General features: G+C 54.4%; 13 protein-coding genes. 8 read left to right on the forward strand and 5 right to left on the reverse strand.

The window, feature by feature from the left end; translation table 11 throughout:
• Positions 1-25: 25 nt before the first annotated feature.
• The 5 genes from BCF53_RS04385 to BCF53_RS04405 are packed head-to-tail and all read right to left on the reverse strand — an operon-like array spanning position 26 to position 6,543.
• A complete protein-coding gene (locus tag BCF53_RS04385; protein WP_132700298.1) occupies positions 26-958 on the reverse strand; it encodes a glycosyltransferase family 2 protein in 933 nt (310 codons plus the stop codon).
• Positions 955-2,295, reverse strand: coding sequence for an O-antigen ligase family protein (locus tag BCF53_RS04390; protein ID WP_132700299.1), 1,341 nt, complete (start codon positions 2,293-2,295; stop codon positions 955-957). Before BCF53_RS04390 ends, BCF53_RS04385 begins: the two co-directional genes overlap by 4 nt.
• A complete protein-coding gene (locus BCF53_RS04395) occupies positions 2,295-3,701 on the reverse strand; it encodes a lipopolysaccharide biosynthesis protein (RefSeq protein WP_132700300.1) in 1,407 nt (468 codons plus the stop codon). The genes BCF53_RS04390 and BCF53_RS04395 overlap by 1 nt, the downstream gene beginning before the upstream one ends.
• Entirely contained in the window at positions 3,691-4,866 is a 1,176-nt protein-coding gene (locus tag BCF53_RS04400; protein WP_132700301.1) for a glycosyltransferase, read from the reverse strand. The genes BCF53_RS04395 and BCF53_RS04400 overlap by 11 nt, the downstream gene beginning before the upstream one ends.
• Positions 4,867-4,875: 9 nt before the next feature.
• Positions 4,876-6,543 carry an asparagine synthase-related protein gene (locus BCF53_RS04405; RefSeq protein ID WP_165901806.1) on the reverse strand — a complete coding sequence of 556 codons (1,668 nt, stop codon included), beginning with the start codon at positions 6,541-6,543 and terminating at the stop codon, positions 4,876-4,878.
• Positions 6,544-6,828: 285 nt separating this feature from the next.
• Here BCF53_RS04405 and BCF53_RS19520 point away from each other — a divergent pair, with 285 nt between their 5' ends.
• The 8 genes from BCF53_RS19520 to BCF53_RS04445 all read left to right on the forward strand — a co-directional run bounded on the left by BCF53_RS19520 (position 6,829) and on the right by BCF53_RS04445 (position 17,323).
• Positions 6,829-7,575 carry an acyltransferase gene (locus tag BCF53_RS19520; RefSeq protein WP_132700303.1) on the forward strand — a complete coding sequence of 249 codons (747 nt, stop codon included), beginning with the start codon at positions 6,829-6,831 and terminating at the stop codon, positions 7,573-7,575.
• Positions 7,568-8,755: a glycosyltransferase gene (locus BCF53_RS04415; RefSeq protein ID WP_132700304.1), complete on the forward strand. Its 1,188-nt coding sequence runs from the start codon at positions 7,568-7,570 to the stop codon at positions 8,753-8,755. The genes BCF53_RS19520 and BCF53_RS04415 overlap by 8 nt, the downstream gene beginning before the upstream one ends.
• A 66-nt stretch (positions 8,756-8,821) precedes the next feature.
• On the forward strand, positions 8,822-10,249 hold the full coding sequence (locus tag BCF53_RS04420; protein ID WP_132700305.1) for a protein adenylyltransferase SelO: 1,428 nt from the start codon (positions 8,822-8,824) through the stop codon (positions 10,247-10,249).
• Between the two features lie 166 nt (positions 10,250-10,415).
• Entirely contained in the window at positions 10,416-10,814 is a 399-nt protein-coding gene (locus BCF53_RS04425; protein WP_132700306.1) for a hypothetical protein, read from the forward strand.
• Positions 10,804-12,276, forward strand: coding sequence for a GumC family protein (locus BCF53_RS04430; protein ID WP_132700307.1), 1,473 nt, complete (start codon positions 10,804-10,806; stop codon positions 12,274-12,276). Before BCF53_RS04425 ends, BCF53_RS04430 begins: the two co-directional genes overlap by 11 nt.
• A gap of 16 nt (positions 12,277-12,292) precedes the next feature.
• Entirely contained in the window at positions 12,293-13,414 is a 1,122-nt protein-coding gene (locus tag BCF53_RS04435) for a glycosyltransferase (protein ID WP_132700308.1), read from the forward strand.
• A complete protein-coding gene (locus BCF53_RS04440; RefSeq protein WP_132700309.1) occupies positions 13,411-15,222 on the forward strand; it encodes a sugar transferase in 1,812 nt (603 codons plus the stop codon). Before BCF53_RS04435 ends, BCF53_RS04440 begins: the two co-directional genes overlap by 4 nt.
• Before the next feature lie 337 nt (positions 15,223-15,559).
• Complete coding sequence (locus tag BCF53_RS04445; protein WP_132700310.1) at positions 15,560-17,323, forward strand: PKD domain-containing protein; 1,764 nt, start codon at positions 15,560-15,562, stop codon at positions 17,321-17,323.
• Positions 17,324-17,707: the final 384 nt, after the last annotated feature.

The following is a 17,707-nucleotide window of genomic DNA, read 5'->3' on the forward strand; positions in this document are numbered from 1 at the left end:
CGATTCAGCGTTATGGCCGGTTTTCTTAAACCACAACACTTTTCAGCAGCGCTTTAACGCGGCGAATATTCGGATAAACCAAAAAGGCGTGCAGGTGCGCGCCAATGCTCGCCAGCCGTTTTTTCTCTGCCTGCAGCTTTTCACAGCGGGCATCCATCAGGCGTTCATCGATAAACTTTTTAATGTTGGCACTCTGTTCTTTGGCATCGTTAAGGTGACGACCGGCAATGATCTTCATGGCCTGAATGCGGTTGCCAATATTGCTGGAAACACTGCCGCTGCGCATCAGGTAGTTCATGGTGATCTCATTGGTAAAGCCAACATGGCCAATCTTGCTCAGTTTCAGCCATAAATCCCAATCGCTGGCGCTGGGCAGTTCGCTGTCGAAGCCATTCACGGCAATAAAGGCATCGCGGCGGCACATGACGGTAGAGGTGCCAACCACATTTTCTTTCAGCAACTCGGCGGTGGCTTTATTCAGCTGGCGGTAGCCGGTGGCGTGACCGGAGCGTTCAATCAGGCTTTTAAACTCTGGCCAGTAGCTGAAGCAGGGCACTATGCCATTCGGGTGTTCGTCGCTGACATGCTGATAGTCGGTAAAGGTCAACACGGTGTCCGGGTTGTGCTCCATGTAAATTAGCTGATCATTCAGCTTACCCGGCAGCCAGGTGTCATCCGCATCCAAAAAGGCCAGATATTTTCCCTGCGCCACCTGAACGCCAATGTTGCGTGCTTTACCCGGGCCGGCACCTTGCTCCAGCACCACGTTGATATCACTGCGTTGTGACTGCAGCTTTAACAAGTAATCGCGTGAGCCATCGGTTGAGCCATCGTCAACGAACACAATCTCCAGGTTAGACATCTTCTGGGCATCGATGCCGGCAATACAGTCGGGCAAATACGCCATGCAGTTGTAGTTAGGAATAATGATGCTGATTTCAGGTTGTTGAGTGTTCATAGCGTACTCCTTTGAGTAGACAGGTATTGGTTTAATGCGATCGTCAGGGCGATCAGGATATAAAGGGGCCAGATAAAGCCCTGAGTTAAGAAGGTGCCGGAGGTACAAAAGCTGACAATACCGGCAAGCAGGGCCGGGCTGATTTGAGTCAGCGCCGGGTTATCTGAATTCAGGGTGTCGCGAATGTTGCCGATGGCCAGCTTGTAGCAGGCCAGTACCAGGCTGAGAAACAGCGCCAGGCCAATAAAGCCGGCCTCGGCCAGTATCTGGAACCAGGTGCTGTGTACGGCGTGGTTTTTGCCATCCCAGTGCGGCGTGTGGAAGTAGTAGTTGGCGTAGAAATTATTAATGCCCACACCGGTAATGGGGTTGTGAACGGCCATGCTCATCGCAGCCTGCCAGGCGTGAATGCGACCCATGGCCGAGGCATCGATTCCAGCCTCGGCGCTGCCACCGGAAGAGCGGTCGCTGATGCCGGCAGCGGCAACCAGCATAACCATTAAGAAGCCGCCGGCGCCCATCACCAGCAGTTTATTCTTAACCTTCAACCAGGCCAGCGTGCCGAACACAGCACAGATGCCAAGCAGGCCGCCACGCGATTGAGTGCAGATGATCGCCCACACCACCAGAATGCTCACCAGCAGCGCCAGAATCCTGAAAAACGGGTTCGCCTTGCTATTGAGCGAAGCAGAAACGGCGAAACTCAACGGGAATGTCAGCACCAGCGCCAGATCATTCGGGTCGCCAATCATTGAGCCGATATCCCGGCTGATGGTGACACGCGTGCCTTCCACCAGACCAATGCCGTTCATCTTATTGAAGATGGCAATGCAGCTGATGATGGCCCCGGCAACCAGTATAAAAACGGTGGTCAGGTGAAAATCTTTTGGCGTCCGCACCAGCCAGGCAATGGCAAACACCATCGCGATAACCTTCACATACGAACCCTGCAGAATGGCCATGGCGCTGCCGCGGTCGGTCGCCATAAAGGCGCCAAAGACGATGAGTATAAAAAACATCAGCAACAGACCCATCAGCGGGTGCCAGTAAGCCTTGATCTTTTCAGTTAAAAACAGGTGCCAGCCGAGCACGCCAAAAGCGGCAAGCGCCAGCAGCTGAGGGATTTTCAGTGGCAGCAATGCTGGTATGGCTTCGTGAATACGGAAGAACGAAAACACAATAAAGCCCAGACAGACCCAGACCGGAAAGCGCAATACCGCCCATGCCGCAGGCACCATTAATGGCAACACCAGCAGCACCAGCGGTTGCTTGAGCAGGTGGGTTGCCGCCAGCATCAGCGCCGCGCCCACGATCAGCAGGATCACCTTCGGGGTCATTATTCTGCCTCCAAAGCCAGTTTGACTGGCCGCGAGAATAGCTTCAGCTCGTGCGTTGTTGCCAGCAACCAGGCGAAGAAGGCCAGGGTTTGACCAACACACAGCAGTAGCATGACGCCGGTAGTGAAGCCGGCAAACAGGGTGGCCGCAACCAGCAGGCTGTGAATGATCAGCAGATGAAAACGGTAGGGCAGGCGCAGCAGACCCTGGCTTACACGCACAAACACCAGCGCGCGCAGGGCGTAGAGCATAACGAAGGTGATAACGACACCCTGCAACCCGAGCCAGAGGCTCATGGCGGAGAACAGCGTCAGCGCAATCATTGCCATCACCAGATTAATTTTGAAGACAATGTTCGGGCGCTCACCGCTGTAACAGCCGATGTTCAGCAGGTGTGACATCTGCTTAAACGCCATACCCAATGCAAGCCAGGGCAGAATTGAAATAACCGTGCTGTAGCGCTGCGGCAGCAGTTCGCTGATGAGCCACGGGGTTACTGTTGAAAGCAGCAGCACCATCCACAGGCAGAAGTGCGATACCAGCTCACCCATGCGCGCGGTGCGTTTTTCACCGTCGGCATTCTTGAGCATCTGAAAGCGCTTGGGGAACCACCACAGCGTCAGCGGTTCGCAGGCAATGGCAATGATCATCGCCAGTTGCATGGCCAGCGCGTACTGAGCCAGCTCGGCCAGACCAACGGTCGCTGCGAGAATCCAGCGCTCGGCACCGGCCGCCACAAACAGCAGTACGCCAGAGCACATCAGCGGCCAGCCGTACTTAACCAGGGCGCGGCCCTTTTCAGCACGCCATTGCCAGCGGATGTTACGGTGCTGCAGCAGGATCAGGGCAATGGCCAGCAGTGCGCTGGTTATGAAACCGGACAGCAAAATGCCGGTAACGCCCCAACCGGCATGCAGGAAGGCAAAGGTGGCCGCAGCCTGAGTCAGTGCTTTACCGCTGGTGAGCAGGAAAAAGGTTCCGGCACTGTCCTGCAGGCGCAGCCAGCTTAATGGAATGTTGATCAGCGCACTGACCAGCAGCGTTGCAGAAGCCAGCGCCAGTTGAACCGGGTTAAGCTGCGGCAGCAGGTGGTTGGCCGCAACGCTGGCAAACAGGTACACAATAAAGCCATAGCTGGCGATCTTCGCCTGTTGCAGCGTGGCGGTGCTGATCAGTTCATTGCGCTGATCCGGCTGGCTGTCACCCCATTGTTTGTACAGGGCCTCGGTAAGGCCAAAGCCAACCAGAATGCTGCCAATGTTCAGTACCGAGAGCCACAAATCGAGCTGACCGAATTGCTCCGCGCTGAGTGCATTGGCGACAACCGGCAGCATCAGGAATGAAACACCCTTCATCAGAAACAGACCCATGCCGTAGTAGAGCATTTGCTTCAACTCATGCGTCATGGCGATGCCCCTGAATGGCCAGAGACATCTTCAAGGCACTGATTTCGCAGCTGTACAGACAGGTGACCCGCATTCTGGCGCGATGGATCAGCGAGTTGCGTTCCGCCGCAGTGAATGCCAGGTTTTTCTCAATGGCACTGGCAATATTGTAGGGTGCGTTGGGCAGGGTGAAGGTGCCGGAATCTTCGGTCAGAATTTCCCGGCAGCCCATAAATTCGGAACAGATCACCGGAAGGCCGAGCGCCATGGCTTCTTTAACCACCAATGGGCCGGTATCGCGGTCACCGTTTTCTGCTTTGCAGAAGGGCGCGCACAGTGCCGCATAGCTGGCGGCGTTTTCAATAAACCATTCCGCCGGTTTGGCACCCAGTAATTGCACCTGCCGTTTTAGGCCCAGGGCCTGAATCTGCTGTTGCAGTTGTTCGCGCAGCGGGCCATCGCCCACGATGTCCAGACCGGGGCGGTTCTTCTCCGGCATCATTGCCAGTGCGCTTAACAGATCGGGCAGGCCTTTTTTCTCGGCCAGACGACCAATAAACAGTAACCGCTGGTTGTGGCTGGCCGGTGTGCGCAGTTCATAGCGGGATGGGTCGATGCCACAGGGGATCAGCGGAACCTGCTGCTTAGGCGCCAGCTGCTGAAACAGCTGCTGCATGTCTTCGCAAACAGCAACGGCAAAGGAGGCGTGCTGCAGCTTCAGCGCAAGATCGGTCGGCGACACATACACATCAAAGCCGTGACCTACAAAAGAAACGGTACAGCCCAGCAGCTTGGCGGCAACAATAGCGGTCGCCGCGGTATGCAGTGCAAAATGTGCGTGCAGGTGGCTGCAGTTTGCCTGTGAAGCCAGGTATGCCAGCTGGCCGGCGCTTTTGATCAGCGACTTTTTCGGCAGGCCGGTTTGTTGTTGCACAAAGGAAAGCGCACGCGCACTGTTGGCTGCATTCTTGCCCCACATGGCCAGCGCTTTAACGGTCGGTACTGCGATGATCTTTTGGGTTTGTTCAGCCAGTGGCTTATCAATGGGCTGACCCTGTTCCGGGTTGCTGGCAAAGGCGAATGGCGCGATGCCGAAGCCGCGATCCTGCAGTGCCCGCATTTCATTACCTATGAAGGTTTCCGACAACACCGGAAAATCACCCAGAACGTATCCTATGGTTTTCATGCCTGCTCCTTAGGCTGATTTAGAAAGGCTGCGCGATGGCTGGTTATCCATCTGCGACCACACCGCACTGAAGCTCACGGTCGGCAGGTGGTTGCGAATGGCAGACCACTGCTGTCGTGCAGATTCTTCCGGCAGGCATTGCATTTCGGTCAGGCATTTTTGCAACACGGTATCCGGTACGGTTTTCAAGAGCGTTGAGTAGTTGAATATAACCTCGCCGGCCTTGCCCCAGCTGTCTTTGCCAAAACGGCTGGCAAGCGCCGGGTAGCGGGTGGCAAAGGGCAGCCCTTTGGCCAGTGGCTGGTTGGTTTTATCCCAGGTGACCTCGGCAAGTTTCGGTGACAGCTTTTTAATGGCCTTGCGATGGAAGCTGCTGCCCAGCTTGTATTGCACCGGCAGGTGCGCCATGTAGAACAGCGCATCTTTGTTCAGGAACGGGTGGCTGCGCAGGTAGTGTTTATCGAGCAACTGCTGACCGCTGGCGACCATGCGGCTAACGCGCTGTTGCAGGTAAAAGTTATCCAGATACATAGCTGGCGTTGCAAAGGCATCGGCATGCTGGTTAATTTTTTCTGTCAGCAGAGCCATCAGCTCATCTTTGTACTGCGGTGCAAAATTGAAGAAAGGTTGCGCCGTTTTCATGAACTCCTGCTCAATGTAAGACTTTGCCCGTGGCATCATCTGTTCATGCAGCGAAGCCCGGCCCAAAAGGCTGTAGCCCGGCATGCCGCGGTCGTAATAAAACGCGCGCACGGTTTCAGCGCCGGTGCCGGTAATCAGGGTTCTGTTTTCGGTTTGCTGCAGCAGGCTCTCACTGAGCACCGCGTGGGCATGGTGAACCGGTACCTCGCCACCGCCCAGATGTGCGATGCGGCGGTAGGTCTGCCAATCCCAGTTTTGACTTTCCTGGCTTCCGGTAAACAGCGGAATGTTGGCAACATCGGCAAGCTGCCGGGCAATCTGGTAGTCGCCACTGTTGCGGGCACCGTAGGTTAAGGCTGCCGGCTTTTTACCCAGGGCTGTTGCCGCCGCCAGAATCAGGCGTGAATCCAGACCACCGCTGAGGGAAACCAGCGGCCGGTCATCCTGCTCGAAGCTCAGTCGCACCGCTTCAACGAAAGCGTCCAGTGCATCATTAAAGTTGGTTTGCCAGTTGCTCAACAACGGTTTGCTCTGCTGCTGGTGGTTGGTTTGGCCATTGGCACCGAAGACCATAGAGCTGCCCGCGCCGTGGTAGCTCACCTGTTGCCACAGGGTTTGCTGATCAAAAAGCTGGCCCAGTGCAACCAGTGACCGCATGGCCTGCGGGTTGGCTTTCGGCGTCGATAGCAGCTCACTGACGCTGGTTCGTTGATTGCTGAACACGACCTTGTCCTGTAAATCGATCTGCCAGATTGGGAATAAACCCAGGGTGTCGATGCCCATTTTTACCGAGCAGTGGAAGTGGTCAATCATCAGCCAGCTGCGGCCCCAGGCGTGGGGTGAATCACCCTTCAGCAGTTTGCGGATCAGAGTGGCGTCTTCCTGAGTGCAGGCCGGATCACCCCAGCAAATAATGGTGCAGCCGTGCTGTTGCCATTTACTGACGCCGGCACTCGCCGTGGCGCTATCGCCGCCGTTCTGTTCATAGCTGACGGATTTGAGTTGTTTGTCGAATACTACGGTGATGCTGTCCATCTCCACTCTCCAGCAAGTTGTGTTTGCAGGAGTTATTGCAGTGGCTGTGCCGGGTATAGAAAACATATTAAAAACAATGGCTTAGCGGTTTTTTCGGGTGTTGTATCCGGTTTGGCATTTTCATTTTGCAAATCAAATTGCCAACTGCACACGCCAGGTTGGCATTTTGAAGTACTGATCCGAATATGACCAAAGCCGCGTCATACGGGCCTATCCGCGCTATTCACTGCGATTGGCGCGACACTTGCCATTCTCAGGCAAACAGACATTAAACCGGAGGACGTGATGACCCAGGCCAACCAGTACCACTCTTTGCGCCAAACACTGAAGCACAGCCCAGCCTGGTGGGCGCGGGCTGCCCGTAAAACCGTTGAGCTGGCGCGCTATGGGCAACTACCGACAGTTGCTGTTATTCATAAGCCGTTATGGGTGATCCATCACGCGGTTCGCCAAGGCTGCCAGCAACTGGTGCAACAGTGCTATTTCACCCCTCTGTTTAAAAGCCAGCTTGCGGCTGCGCCCAGGCGTTTGCAGTTATACAGCGGTATGCCGCAGTTAAGCGGTGGTTTGCAGCTGAGTATTGGTGAAGGTTCGCGGATCAGTGGAATCAGCAGCTTCTTTGGCCGCAGCAGTGCTCAGGCACCGGTGTGCCGCATTGGCGCTAATGTTGATATCGGCTGGCAATCCACCATCGCCGCAGGCCGCACGGTAATCTTGGAAGACAACGTTCGTATTGCCGGTCGCTGTTATCTGGCGGGCTTTCCCGGGCACCCGGAAGACCCGGCCGGGCGCATTGCCGGCCAGCCCGAAACCGATGACCAGGTGGGCGATATTGTGCTTAAGAATAATGTCTGGCTGGCCACAGGGGTCACGGTTATAGCCGGTGTCACCATTGGAGAAAACAGCATCATCGCCGCTGGCAGCGTGGTTACCAAAGATATTCCGGCCAACGTGGTGGCCGGCGGTGTACCGGCGAAAGTATTGAGACCGATAACAAAAACAACAGCGGAAGAGGGCAGAGCGGATGACTAAGTTAATTGTATTTGGCGAAGACTGGGCATCGCACCCGAGCAGCACGCAGCACCTGATGCCCTATATCGGTCAGGATATCGAGGTAATCTGGGTAAACTCGATTGGCATGCGTCGGCCTACATTCTCGGCGAAAGACCTGAGCCGGCTCTGGCAAAAGGTGGTTGCCCGGCTGAAAGCTGGCCAGGCAACGGAAAGTGATACGCCGGCTCCGTTCCCCGTGGTTAAACCTCTCGTTATACCGTTATCTAAATCGCGGTTGCTGCGCTGGCTGAACCGTAAACTGCTCTCCGCGCAAATCTCTAAACATGTAAAGAAGGGTGATCAGGTATGGGTTTGGACGTCTTTGCCCAATGCGATTGAGTACCAGGGCGCATTCTCGGAAAACGGCTGGTTTTACTATTGCGGTGACGATTTTGAAGCGCTGGCCGGTGTTGACCATGCGCGGGTAAAGCCCTTTGAGGATTACCTGATCAATCAGGCCGCTCATATCTGGGTGGCGAGCCCATATCTGAAAGAAAAATTCAGTGTAGTAAAGCATCGGGTCAGCGTTGTCGAGCACGGTGTAAATCTGCAAAAGTTTTCTGAGCCCAACCTGAAGCCTGCTGAACTGAGAAAAGACAAGCCAACGCTTGGTTTTTATGGCGCGCTGGCAGATTGGATCGATCAGGATTTGCTGCTGCAGATTGCCCAGCGCCTGCCGGATTGGCAGCTGATGCTGATTGGCCCAAGGCTGACCGATGTCAGCAGGCTGGAGGCACAACCGAATATCCAGTTACTGCCGGCGAAAAGCCACGATGAATTACCGGCCTATCTGCAGCACTGGCAGGCGGCCATCTTGCCGTTTAAAGATTGCCCGCAAATTCATGCCTGCAACCCGTTAAAGCTGCGCGAATACCTGGCCAGTGGTACGCCGGTGATCACCACCGATTTCCCTGCCTTAGATCCTTACCGCGACCTCGTTAAAATCGTGCAGTGCGGTGAAAGCGCGGCACTGGCGCTGGAGCACCTGGAATACACCGATACCCTGCAGGCCAGAGCACTGCGCCAGAATCGCATGAGCAATGAAAGCTGGCAGTCGCGTGCCTATGGCATCCGAGCAGATATGCAGCGGCTGATGAACAACCACTCGCAGCTCGAATCATTCGAAAAGGCGATACTCGATGGTAAAACTTTGTCGTGAAATTCACGCTGTGGGCACTATGCTGAGTGCCGGAACCTAAACAAGCAGCCACAGCGCAGAGGCCAAATGAACTTCAGTCATAGCTACAAAAACTTAGGGCCGGCGTTTTATCAGACTGCACGGCCACAATCGCCCGCACAACCGCAGCTGTTACTCTGGAATGCACCCTTGGCAGAGTCGCTCGGTTTAGCGGCGCTTTCGCACGATGCAAGCTTGGCGGCACGGTACTTCTCCGGTGCCGAAGTGCCCGGTACGGCCGAGCCGGTCGCGCTGGCCTATGCCGGGCATCAGTTTGGCTATTTTAATCCGCAGCTCGGTGATGGCCGCGCGCATTTGCTCGGTGAGCTGAGTACCCGTGATGGCCGCCTGCTCGAACTGCAGTTGAAAGGCTCGGGCCAAACCCTGTTTTCGCGTCGTGGCGATGGCCGCTGCGCTTTGAAGCCTGCGGTTCGGGAATTTATCATGAGCGAGGCGCTGCATGCGCTGGGCGTACCCACCACGCGGGCGCTCTGTGTGGTGACCACCGGTGAGCCGGTATACCGCGAACGGGTCAACCCCGGCGCCGTGGTGACCCGTGTTGCGTCCAGCCATATTCGCGTTGGTACCTTTGAATACTTCGCCTCCCGCGGGGATGCAACCTCGCTGAGTCAGCTGCTCGATTACGCCATCGCTCGCCATTACCCACATCTGGATGCCCGCGCTGATGACCGCGCGGTACAGTTCCTGAGTGAGGTGATGCAGCGCCAGATCCATCTGGTGTGTGAATGGCTGCGCATTGGATTTATTCACGGTGTGATGAATACCGACAACACCGCCATCAGTGGTGAAACGATCGATTTCGGGCCGTGCGCGATGATGGGTGTTTATGACCCGAAAACCGTCTTCAGCTCAATAGACGAACAGGGCCGTTATGCCCTTGGCAATCAGGCCAGAATTGTTCACTGGAATATGGCGCGGTTGGCCGAAGCCCTGATGGCACTGGATTCCTCAGCTGAGCAAACCGCTCAGTTTCAGACTGTGATCGACAGCTTCCAGCAACGCTTTGATCAGCACTACCTGGCCATGTACCGGCGAAAGCTCGGCTTAATTGATGAACAGGAAGGCGATTCAGCTTTGTTGGCCGGGCTGCTTGAGCTTATGCAACAGCATCGGCTGGATTACTGCCAAATCTTTGCCGCGCTGACGGAACAGCCAGAGAGCCTGCCCTCAGTACTGCAAGGCTGGCAGAATCGCTGGCAGCAACGGCTGGGCGATAACCGGGAAAGCCTGCAGCAATCGCGGGCGCTGATGCGTGCCGCCAACCCTCTGGTAATACCGCGCAATCATCATGTCGAGGCAGTGCTCGCAGAGTGTGAGGCGAGCCTGACCAATACAGCCGTTGAGCAATTCCTGCAGGTGTTGCGTTCGCCGTACATCGAAACCGAACATACCGCGAAGTTTCAGAGCTTGCCGGAAGATGGCGATGTTGGTTACCAGACCTTCTGCGGAACCTGAGGCAGCGACCCTGAGTATTAGCAATTTAAGAATATTTGCTGATTAGCATTCGCAAATTGCAATCGCGTCTTTTGCTGATGTTCGTAACTGATTGATTTTAAAGCATTAAATCTTTGGCACACCCCTTGTAATGGTTTTGGCATAAACCGGAATTTAAGGATTCATCATGCCAAAGCCAACTTACCTGATCAGCGTACTTACAGCCTTGTTGCTGTCTGGCTGCGCGCATCAATCTGTTAGTTTGGCGGATATTCAATTGGCTCAGGTGCAGGTAACGCAACCGGAGGTCAACGAATTCCGCTGGGCCTGGCTGGCACAGGAAGCCGATAACAGCGAATTTACCCAGTGGCTCAACCGTCAGCAATCCCGCCAGCTACTGGCTTGTATTTGCCTGCCGCCGGAAGAGCCCGACAGCCAGTTGCTGTTTGCCGGCTGGCGCAATATTCAGCCGCTGATCGAGCAGGCGAAGCAACAGGGCTTTGCCGTAGAGGTGGAGCTGAAAACGGCTTTCACCGGCCCGGAGATTCTGTTCCGAAACGCGGCCGGGGTGCAGCATGGCCGCTAAACAAGCCTTTTACAAAAACGTTCACAGCATTCTCTTTGCTGCCTGGCGTCACCGTTATTTGTTGGTGGTGCCGGCATTGGTACTGCCGGTGCTGGCGTTTTTGCTCAGCCAGGTCACGCCAAAGCGCTATATCAGCCACACCACCGTGCTGATTCAGGAAACCACCAAGCTGAACCCCTTTCTGCAGGATTTTTCGGTATCCACTCAGCTGAAAGAACGGATTGCCGGCCTAAAAGCTCTGCTGCACAGCCGCCATATGCTGCTGGAAGTTGCCGAAGAGCTGGGCCGGATTGAAAGCCCGGAAGATGACCATGCCTCGCATGAAGTGTGGGTGCTGTCGCAGGGTCTGGCGGTGCAGTTGATCGGCTCCGATATGATTAAGCTCAGCTACCGCAGCTCAAACCCGGTGGAAATGGCGCACGTACTGGAGGTGGTTGCCAAGCACTTTCTGGAAAACCTGCTGGCGCCGGAGCGCAGCTCGGTGAACGCCTCGGAAACCTTTCTGGCCGATCAGCTCGCCATTCAACAGAATTCTCTGGTCAGTGCCGAAAAGAAACTGGCGGCGTTTAAAGGCAAGAACTCAGCACGCCTGCCTAACCAGTATCAGTTTGATGTGCAGCAGATGCGTGCCGCTGAAGATTCGCTGCGGGAAAAACAAACCTTGCTGGCCGGTGCGAAAGCGAAAACCGATTCACTGAAAACCCAGCTGCTAAAGACCAACCCCATGCTGTCCAAAATTGAAGAAAATCTGGTGCGCCTGCGTGCGGACCTGTCGATGCTGAAAACCCGCTACACCGGCGCTCATTCGCGCGTTGTGTCGCTGCAGCGGGAGATTACCCAACTGCAGATCGAGCGCGATGCGGTGCTGGCGAGCACCAATCAGCTGACCAACCTGGATATTCAGCAACTCTGGCACCTGGCCAGTGAACTGAGCCTGGACAGCAATGCCGGCAGCGTCCGTCCGTTGCTGGTCAGCCAGCTGGAATCTCTGGAAGCGGCCAGTGCCGACGAACGTCAGCTGGAGCAAGAGATCGCCCAGCTGGAATTTGTCATCGCCGATCTGGGCGTAAAGCTGGAGTCGTACGCGGAGATCGAGCAGCAACTGATTGAGCTGGAGCGCGATATTCAAACCAAACAAACGCTCTATAACGATTTTTTGAAGCGCTACGAGCTGGCCAAGGTGACCGGCGCGTTGGGCCGTTACGAAAAAAGCGACCGCGTGAAGGTGATCGACCAACCCTTTGTTCCCGGCACACCCATTAACCCGAGCACCATCCTTTATGTGATCGGCGGGTTGTTTGGCGGCCTGGCATTGGGGGCCGGCATCGCGCTGGTACTGGAGGTTTCCAATACCCGTGTTTACCGCAAAGACGAACTGGAAAAACTGACAGGCATGCCGGTACTGACAAGGCTGCCACGCGTTTCTGAGGCGGCACTGCAAACCTCAGTTGCAGTTGAATAAAAGAGGGCACTTAGCAATGGGAAAACAATCAACCACCGCAGTAACGCATGTTCAGATAGTGCAGCACCTGCAACCGGGCGGCATAGAAACCATGGTGCTGGATCTGGCCCGCTTTGCCGAGCAGGGCAAGAAGGCGCTGATCGTCAGCCTGGAAGGTACCGAGACAGAAGCACTGGCCCGCTGGCCGCGGCTGAAGGAGTTTCGTGATCAGCTGGCGTTTTTAAACAAACAGCCGGGCTGGCAGCTGAAAACCTTTTGGGAACTGCACCGGTTGCTGCGCCGCAATAATGTTGAGCGGGTTCATACCCATCACATCGGCCCGATGCTGTACGGCGGCGTGGCCGCGCGCCTTGCCGGCGTTCAGCAGTGGGTGCACACCGAGCATGATGCCTGGCACTTACAGAACCCGCGCCACCGTAAGTTGGCCGGCTTTTGTTTCCGTTCGTTTAAGCCTTGCCTGGTGGCTGATGCCGGCATGGTGGCGGACCAGATTAAAACCCAACTGCCGGGTGTTTCAACCGAAGTGATCTATAACGGCATCGATACCCAGCGTTTTTGCCCGGGTAATCAGCAGCAGGCACGCGAGCACCTGGGCTTACCTGTCGATAAACAGTTGATCGGCTGTGCCGCTCGCTTGCATGAAGTAAAAGGCCAGCACCGGTTAATCCACCTGATCAAGAAGTTTCCTGCACATGTGCATCTGGCTCTGGCCGGCAGTGGCGATACCAAGCAACAACTGGTTGAGCTCGCTTACAGCCTGAAGGTGGCAGACCGCGTTCATTTCCTGGGCGCCATAGATGACATGCCGGAGTTCTACCGCTCGCTGGATGTGTTCTGTTTAACCTCCGACTTTGAAGGCTTGCCGCTTTCTCCGTTGGAGGCGCAGGCGTGCAATATCCCGGCGGTGGTGACGGATGTCGGCGGTGCGCGTGAAACGGTTTGCCCGAAGACCGGTTACTGGGTACCGCTGGATAACGAAGCAAAACTGATTACCGCAGTGGCCAATGCCTTTATGCGGCCTCAGTACCCTCAGCCGCGAACCTTTATCGAACAACAGTACGACGTACGCAAAATGGTTAAAGAATATTCCGCCGTTGCGAAAATGGCATCTCAGTCCAACTGGAGGACAGCATCATGAACCTGTTCAGCATTATTTGGTTTTCTGCTTTGGCACTGGTGGTTTATCACCACCTTGTTTACCCGTTAATCATGAAATTGGTGGCCTCGAAAATTAAGGCGACACCGGCGCAACCTAAGTCATTGGCCGATCAGGATTTACCGCCGGTTACGGTGATTGTACCTTGCTATAACGAGTCGGAAACGGTGGTGGATAAGCTCTATAACCTGCAGTTTCTGGATTACCCGGAAGACAAGCTGCGCGTGCTGCTGGTTGATGATGGTTCCAGCGACGATACCGTCCGCAAAATCAGCTCAACGCTGTCTACAGACGAGTTCGCCGGTAAAGACTTTCAGCTGCTGGTGCAGCCGCGTAACGGCGGTAAGGTAGCCGCCATCAATGCCGCCATGCGCAAGGTCAGCCACGGTGTTGTTGTGCTGAGTGATACCTCGGCGCTGGTTTCGATTGATGCCTTAAAGCGTGCCGCCGGCTTGCTGGCCGATGATTCCATTGGCGTGGTCTGCGCAACTTACAAGTTTCTGCAGCCTGGCAGCGAAGGCGAAGACCGCTACTGGCAGTACCAGACGCAGATGAAGCACACCGAAAGCCTGCTGGGCTCCACATTGGGCGCGCACGGTGCGCTCTATGCGTTCCATGCAGAATCATTTAAGCCTCTGGCGGCAGATACCATCAATGACGATTTCATTCTGCCGATGAGCATCTGCCGCAGCGGAAAGCGCTGTGTGTACGATACCGAGATGATCGCAGTTGAGCTGGAATGCGCCAGCAACGAGCAGGATTTCAACCGTCGCCAGCGCATTGCGGCCGGTAATTTCCAGCAGGCGATGCGCCTGGTTGACCTGTTGCATCCTAAATACGGCTGGTCGGCCTGGAACTTTGCCTCCGGCAAGTGGATGCGCGTCTTTATGCCGTTCATCCTGCTGGTTTTATGGCTGGCGTCGCTGTTTAACCCGGTACAGAACCCACTGATCGAGCTGGCGGCGATGGTGCAAACGGTCGGCTACAGTGTGCTTACCATGCGCCACTTCTTCCCCGATTTCAGCTGGCCGCGCCTGGTGAATGTTGCTTACTATCTGGTGAGTGCGTATGTGGCCAGTGGTCTCGGGGCTGTGCGCTACATTATTAACCCGGAAACCTTCACTGCCTGGGCGCGTGCCGATGGTCAAAGCCTGGAGGAGTATGGCTATTCGCGCAGCACCTTTGTGGCCAAGCGCTTTACGGATGTCGTCGTGGCAGGTGCCGCACTGCTGTTCACCTTGCCGCTTTGGCCGCTGATTGCACTGGCCATTAAACTGGAAAGCAAAGGGCCGGTATTCTTCAGGCAGCTGCGCATCGGCCGAGCCATGCCGGATAAAACCGAGCTGTTCCACATGATTAAATTCCGCACCATGGTGACCGATGCTGAAGCCAAAAGTGGCGCGGTCTGGGCGGCCAACAACGACCCGCGCATTACCCGCATTGGCAACTTTTTGCGTAAAACACGCCTCGATGAACTGCCGCAGCTGTTTAATGTGCTCAAGGGCGATATGAGCCTGATTGGCCCGCGTCCGGAGCGCCCGGGCATCGCCCGTGACCTCAACCGCGCACTGCCGTTTTATGCCGAGCGTACCTACTTTGTACCACCGGGTATTACCGGTCTGGCGCAGGTGAATCAGGGTTACGATACCTGTCTGGACGATGTCAAAAACAAGCTGCTCTATGATCATGCCTATGCGCTCACCCTGAGCAACCCGCTGCGCTGGCTGAAGGCCGATGTGCATGTGGCCTTTAAAACGGTGTGGGTGATGGTGGCCGGGCGCGGGCAGTGATGGCTGTTGTGTCTGGGGCTCGTAATCTTTGCTAAAAGGAATGCCGGTGCTGTTAACGCGCCGGTTTTTTACTTTTAAACCGGGCTTGACCGCACGTCGAAAATAAATAAAAGGGGCATTCAGGCTGATGTGAATCTTATCTAAACTATTGAAGAAACTTCTATGTGTTCTGTATAGGAATAAATATCAGGTCCTATATTGTGAGGTTGGCGGCCAAAAATATAAAAAACAAACTCTAGAATAGCCTTCACGTATCAAGTTGAAATCGCCGTACAGCTTTTTAGCCATGACATTTTCCAAATAAATTTCATTTTAATTTTAACGAGGGCGTTACAACATGAACGGTCAGAATTGTCTGCGATTAATTTCGGCGTCTGTGATGCTGTTTTCAGCCTGCCTGTCTGCGGCGGAAACCTTTTATGTGTCTAGTGCCGATGAGCTTACCGATGCCTTAGCAAGCGTTGAGGCGGGTGACACCATTCTATTGGCTGGCGGCACATACCAAGCGAGTACCACCACCGGCGCTATCGCAACGGGTAACGGTGGCACCGTAAACCGCAGCTGGTATTACCGGGCCGAAGCTGACGGTACAGCAGATGCACCCATTACCCTGAAAAGCCAGTACGACTACGACCCCGCTGTGCTTTCCGGCGCTGGCTGGAGCGAATCGGGCTACACCCTTTATGTCACAGGTGACTACTGGGTGATCGAAGACATAGCGGTCACCGAAGGTGCGAAAGGCATTATGTTGGCAAACTCTGACTACAGTGAAATTAACAATGTTGAAATCTACAACATGGGTCAGGAAGGTTTGCATATCCTCGATGGTTCTTCCTATAACACGATTGATGGCATCAATATCCATGACGTCGGTAAAAATGACGATGGCTACGGTGAAGGTATTTATATTGGTTCAGATAACTCAGTCTGGTGGGAAGGCGACGGTGTAAACACCGGTGAAAGCGGTTTGTATTATCATCGTGATGTACACGATAACCTGATTACGAACAGTATTATCGGCCCGGAAATTACGGCTGAACCCTTTGATATTAAAGAGGGTGCTTACAACAATATTGTGGAATACAGCACCATTTACGGCTCGGGTATTTCCGGAAACAACTTTGCCGACAGCCACATCGATATTAAAGGTTACGACACCATTATTCGCTACAACACCTTCTATCAGGATGCGAATGAAAATATATCCCGCGCTATTATGATCGTTCCGCGTACCAGTGCTGGCGTAGATGCTGAGTACACAGCACACGATATATACGTGCACGACAACGTTTTTTATATGGATGAAGACGATGTAGAAGTTCTGGTCGCTAATTCGGGTTCTGAAAATATTTATGCCTGGGACAACGTTCGCGACCCTGCGGAGGGTAACTGGTACAACAGCCTGGTTATTGAAGAGGTACCGGAAGGTTACGATGAATACAGTGACAACCAAACTCCGGTTGCTGATGCCGGCAGTGATATCAGTGCCGAGACAGCCAGCCAGGTCGTACTCGATGGCTCATCCTCCAGTGACCCGGATGGCGATGAATTAACCTACAGCTGGAGCCAGACTTCCGGAACTGAAGTTAGCCTGGAAAATACAAGTTCAGCTCTGGCCCAGTTCTATGCTGAAACGACTGGCGAATACGTGTTCTCGCTGGTTGTTGATGATGGCGAAGCGACCGCTTCAGATTCGGTGACGGTCACCATTAGTAATCCGGATGACATCGACGACGGTACAACCGAACCCTCTGATTCCAGCACGCAATTGAGCTGTGTGATCGGCAGTGAAAACGTTTGGTCTACGGGCTTTGTATTGAACAACATTGAAGTGACCAATAATTCTGATTCATCCATCGAAGATTGGCAGGTGCAGGTGCAGTTAGGTGCAACCGATGTAACTGTCAATAACTACTGGGGCTCGGAAGTCACCCTCGATGGTGACATTGCTACAGCCGTCAATGCCAGCTATAACGGTAATCTGGATGCCGGTGAGTCAACCACCTTTGGCTTAAAAGGTACCTACAGCGGGACCTGGGGCGAGGCAAGCTGCTATGTCAGCGGCAGTGATACCAGTACGGCAACGGTTACTGAAGACTAAGACAACAGCGAAACGGAATATGAAACAGTTGCTACCGGAAGTGAAGAAGTCTCAGACACTGAAATCATTATCACCGAGCAAACGGATGACGATGCTGATATGAAAATAGCCATTATTAAAATAGCCATTATTAAAGCAGAGACCGATAACTGAAATTCCTTCGTTGACGGGCACTTCGACGAATACAGCCAGATCATCGATTTTCTGATCAGCGAAGGCTGGACCTTTATGCTGCCATCAGAGTACATCGCGTATGTAGAATCGTTCGATTAAGTTCCCCTCAGGTAAAACCAATACCGATAGCCTTTCCATTCCAAACTGCGTTGCATTTTGCAAACGCAGTTCTTCGTAATACCTTCCAAAAAATCCTAAGTTATTGAATTT

Source organism: Reinekea marinisedimentorum (assembly GCF_004341165.1).
In the GTDB taxonomy this organism is placed as follows: Bacteria; Pseudomonadota; Gammaproteobacteria; order Pseudomonadales; family Natronospirillaceae; genus Reinekea; species Reinekea marinisedimentorum.

Bases quoted from the DNA above. Each gene is read 5' to 3' on its own strand.
- BCF53_RS04385 (WP_132700298.1), bottom strand. From the start codon at position 958: ATGAACACTCAACAACCTGAAATCAGCATCATTATTCCTAACTACAAC.
- BCF53_RS04390 (WP_132700299.1), bottom strand. From the start codon at position 2,295: ATGACCCCGAAGGTGATCCTGCTGATCGTGGGCGCGGCGCTGATGCTG.
- BCF53_RS04395 (WP_132700300.1), bottom strand. From the start codon at position 3,701: ATGACGCATGAGTTGAAGCAAATGCTCTACTACGGCATGGGTCTGTTT.
- BCF53_RS04400 (WP_132700301.1), bottom strand. From the start codon at position 4,866: ATGAAAACCATAGGATACGTTCTGGGTGATTTTCCGGTGTTGTCGGAA.
- BCF53_RS04405 (WP_165901806.1), bottom strand. From the start codon at position 6,543: ATGGACAGCATCACCGTAGTATTCGACAAACAACTCAAATCCGTCAGC.
- BCF53_RS19520 (WP_132700303.1), top strand. From the start codon at position 6,829: ATGACCCAGGCCAACCAGTACCACTCTTTGCGCCAAACACTGAAGCAC.
- BCF53_RS04415 (WP_132700304.1), top strand. From the start codon at position 7,568: ATGACTAAGTTAATTGTATTTGGCGAAGACTGGGCATCGCACCCGAGC.
- BCF53_RS04420 (WP_132700305.1), top strand. From the start codon at position 8,822: ATGAACTTCAGTCATAGCTACAAAAACTTAGGGCCGGCGTTTTATCAG.
- BCF53_RS04425 (WP_132700306.1), top strand. From the start codon at position 10,416: ATGCCAAAGCCAACTTACCTGATCAGCGTACTTACAGCCTTGTTGCTG.
- BCF53_RS04430 (WP_132700307.1), top strand. From the start codon at position 10,804: ATGGCCGCTAAACAAGCCTTTTACAAAAACGTTCACAGCATTCTCTTT.
- BCF53_RS04435 (WP_132700308.1), top strand. From the start codon at position 12,293: ATGGGAAAACAATCAACCACCGCAGTAACGCATGTTCAGATAGTGCAG.
- BCF53_RS04440 (WP_132700309.1), top strand. From the start codon at position 13,411: ATGAACCTGTTCAGCATTATTTGGTTTTCTGCTTTGGCACTGGTGGTT.
- BCF53_RS04445 (WP_132700310.1), top strand. From the start codon at position 15,560: ATGAACGGTCAGAATTGTCTGCGATTAATTTCGGCGTCTGTGATGCTG.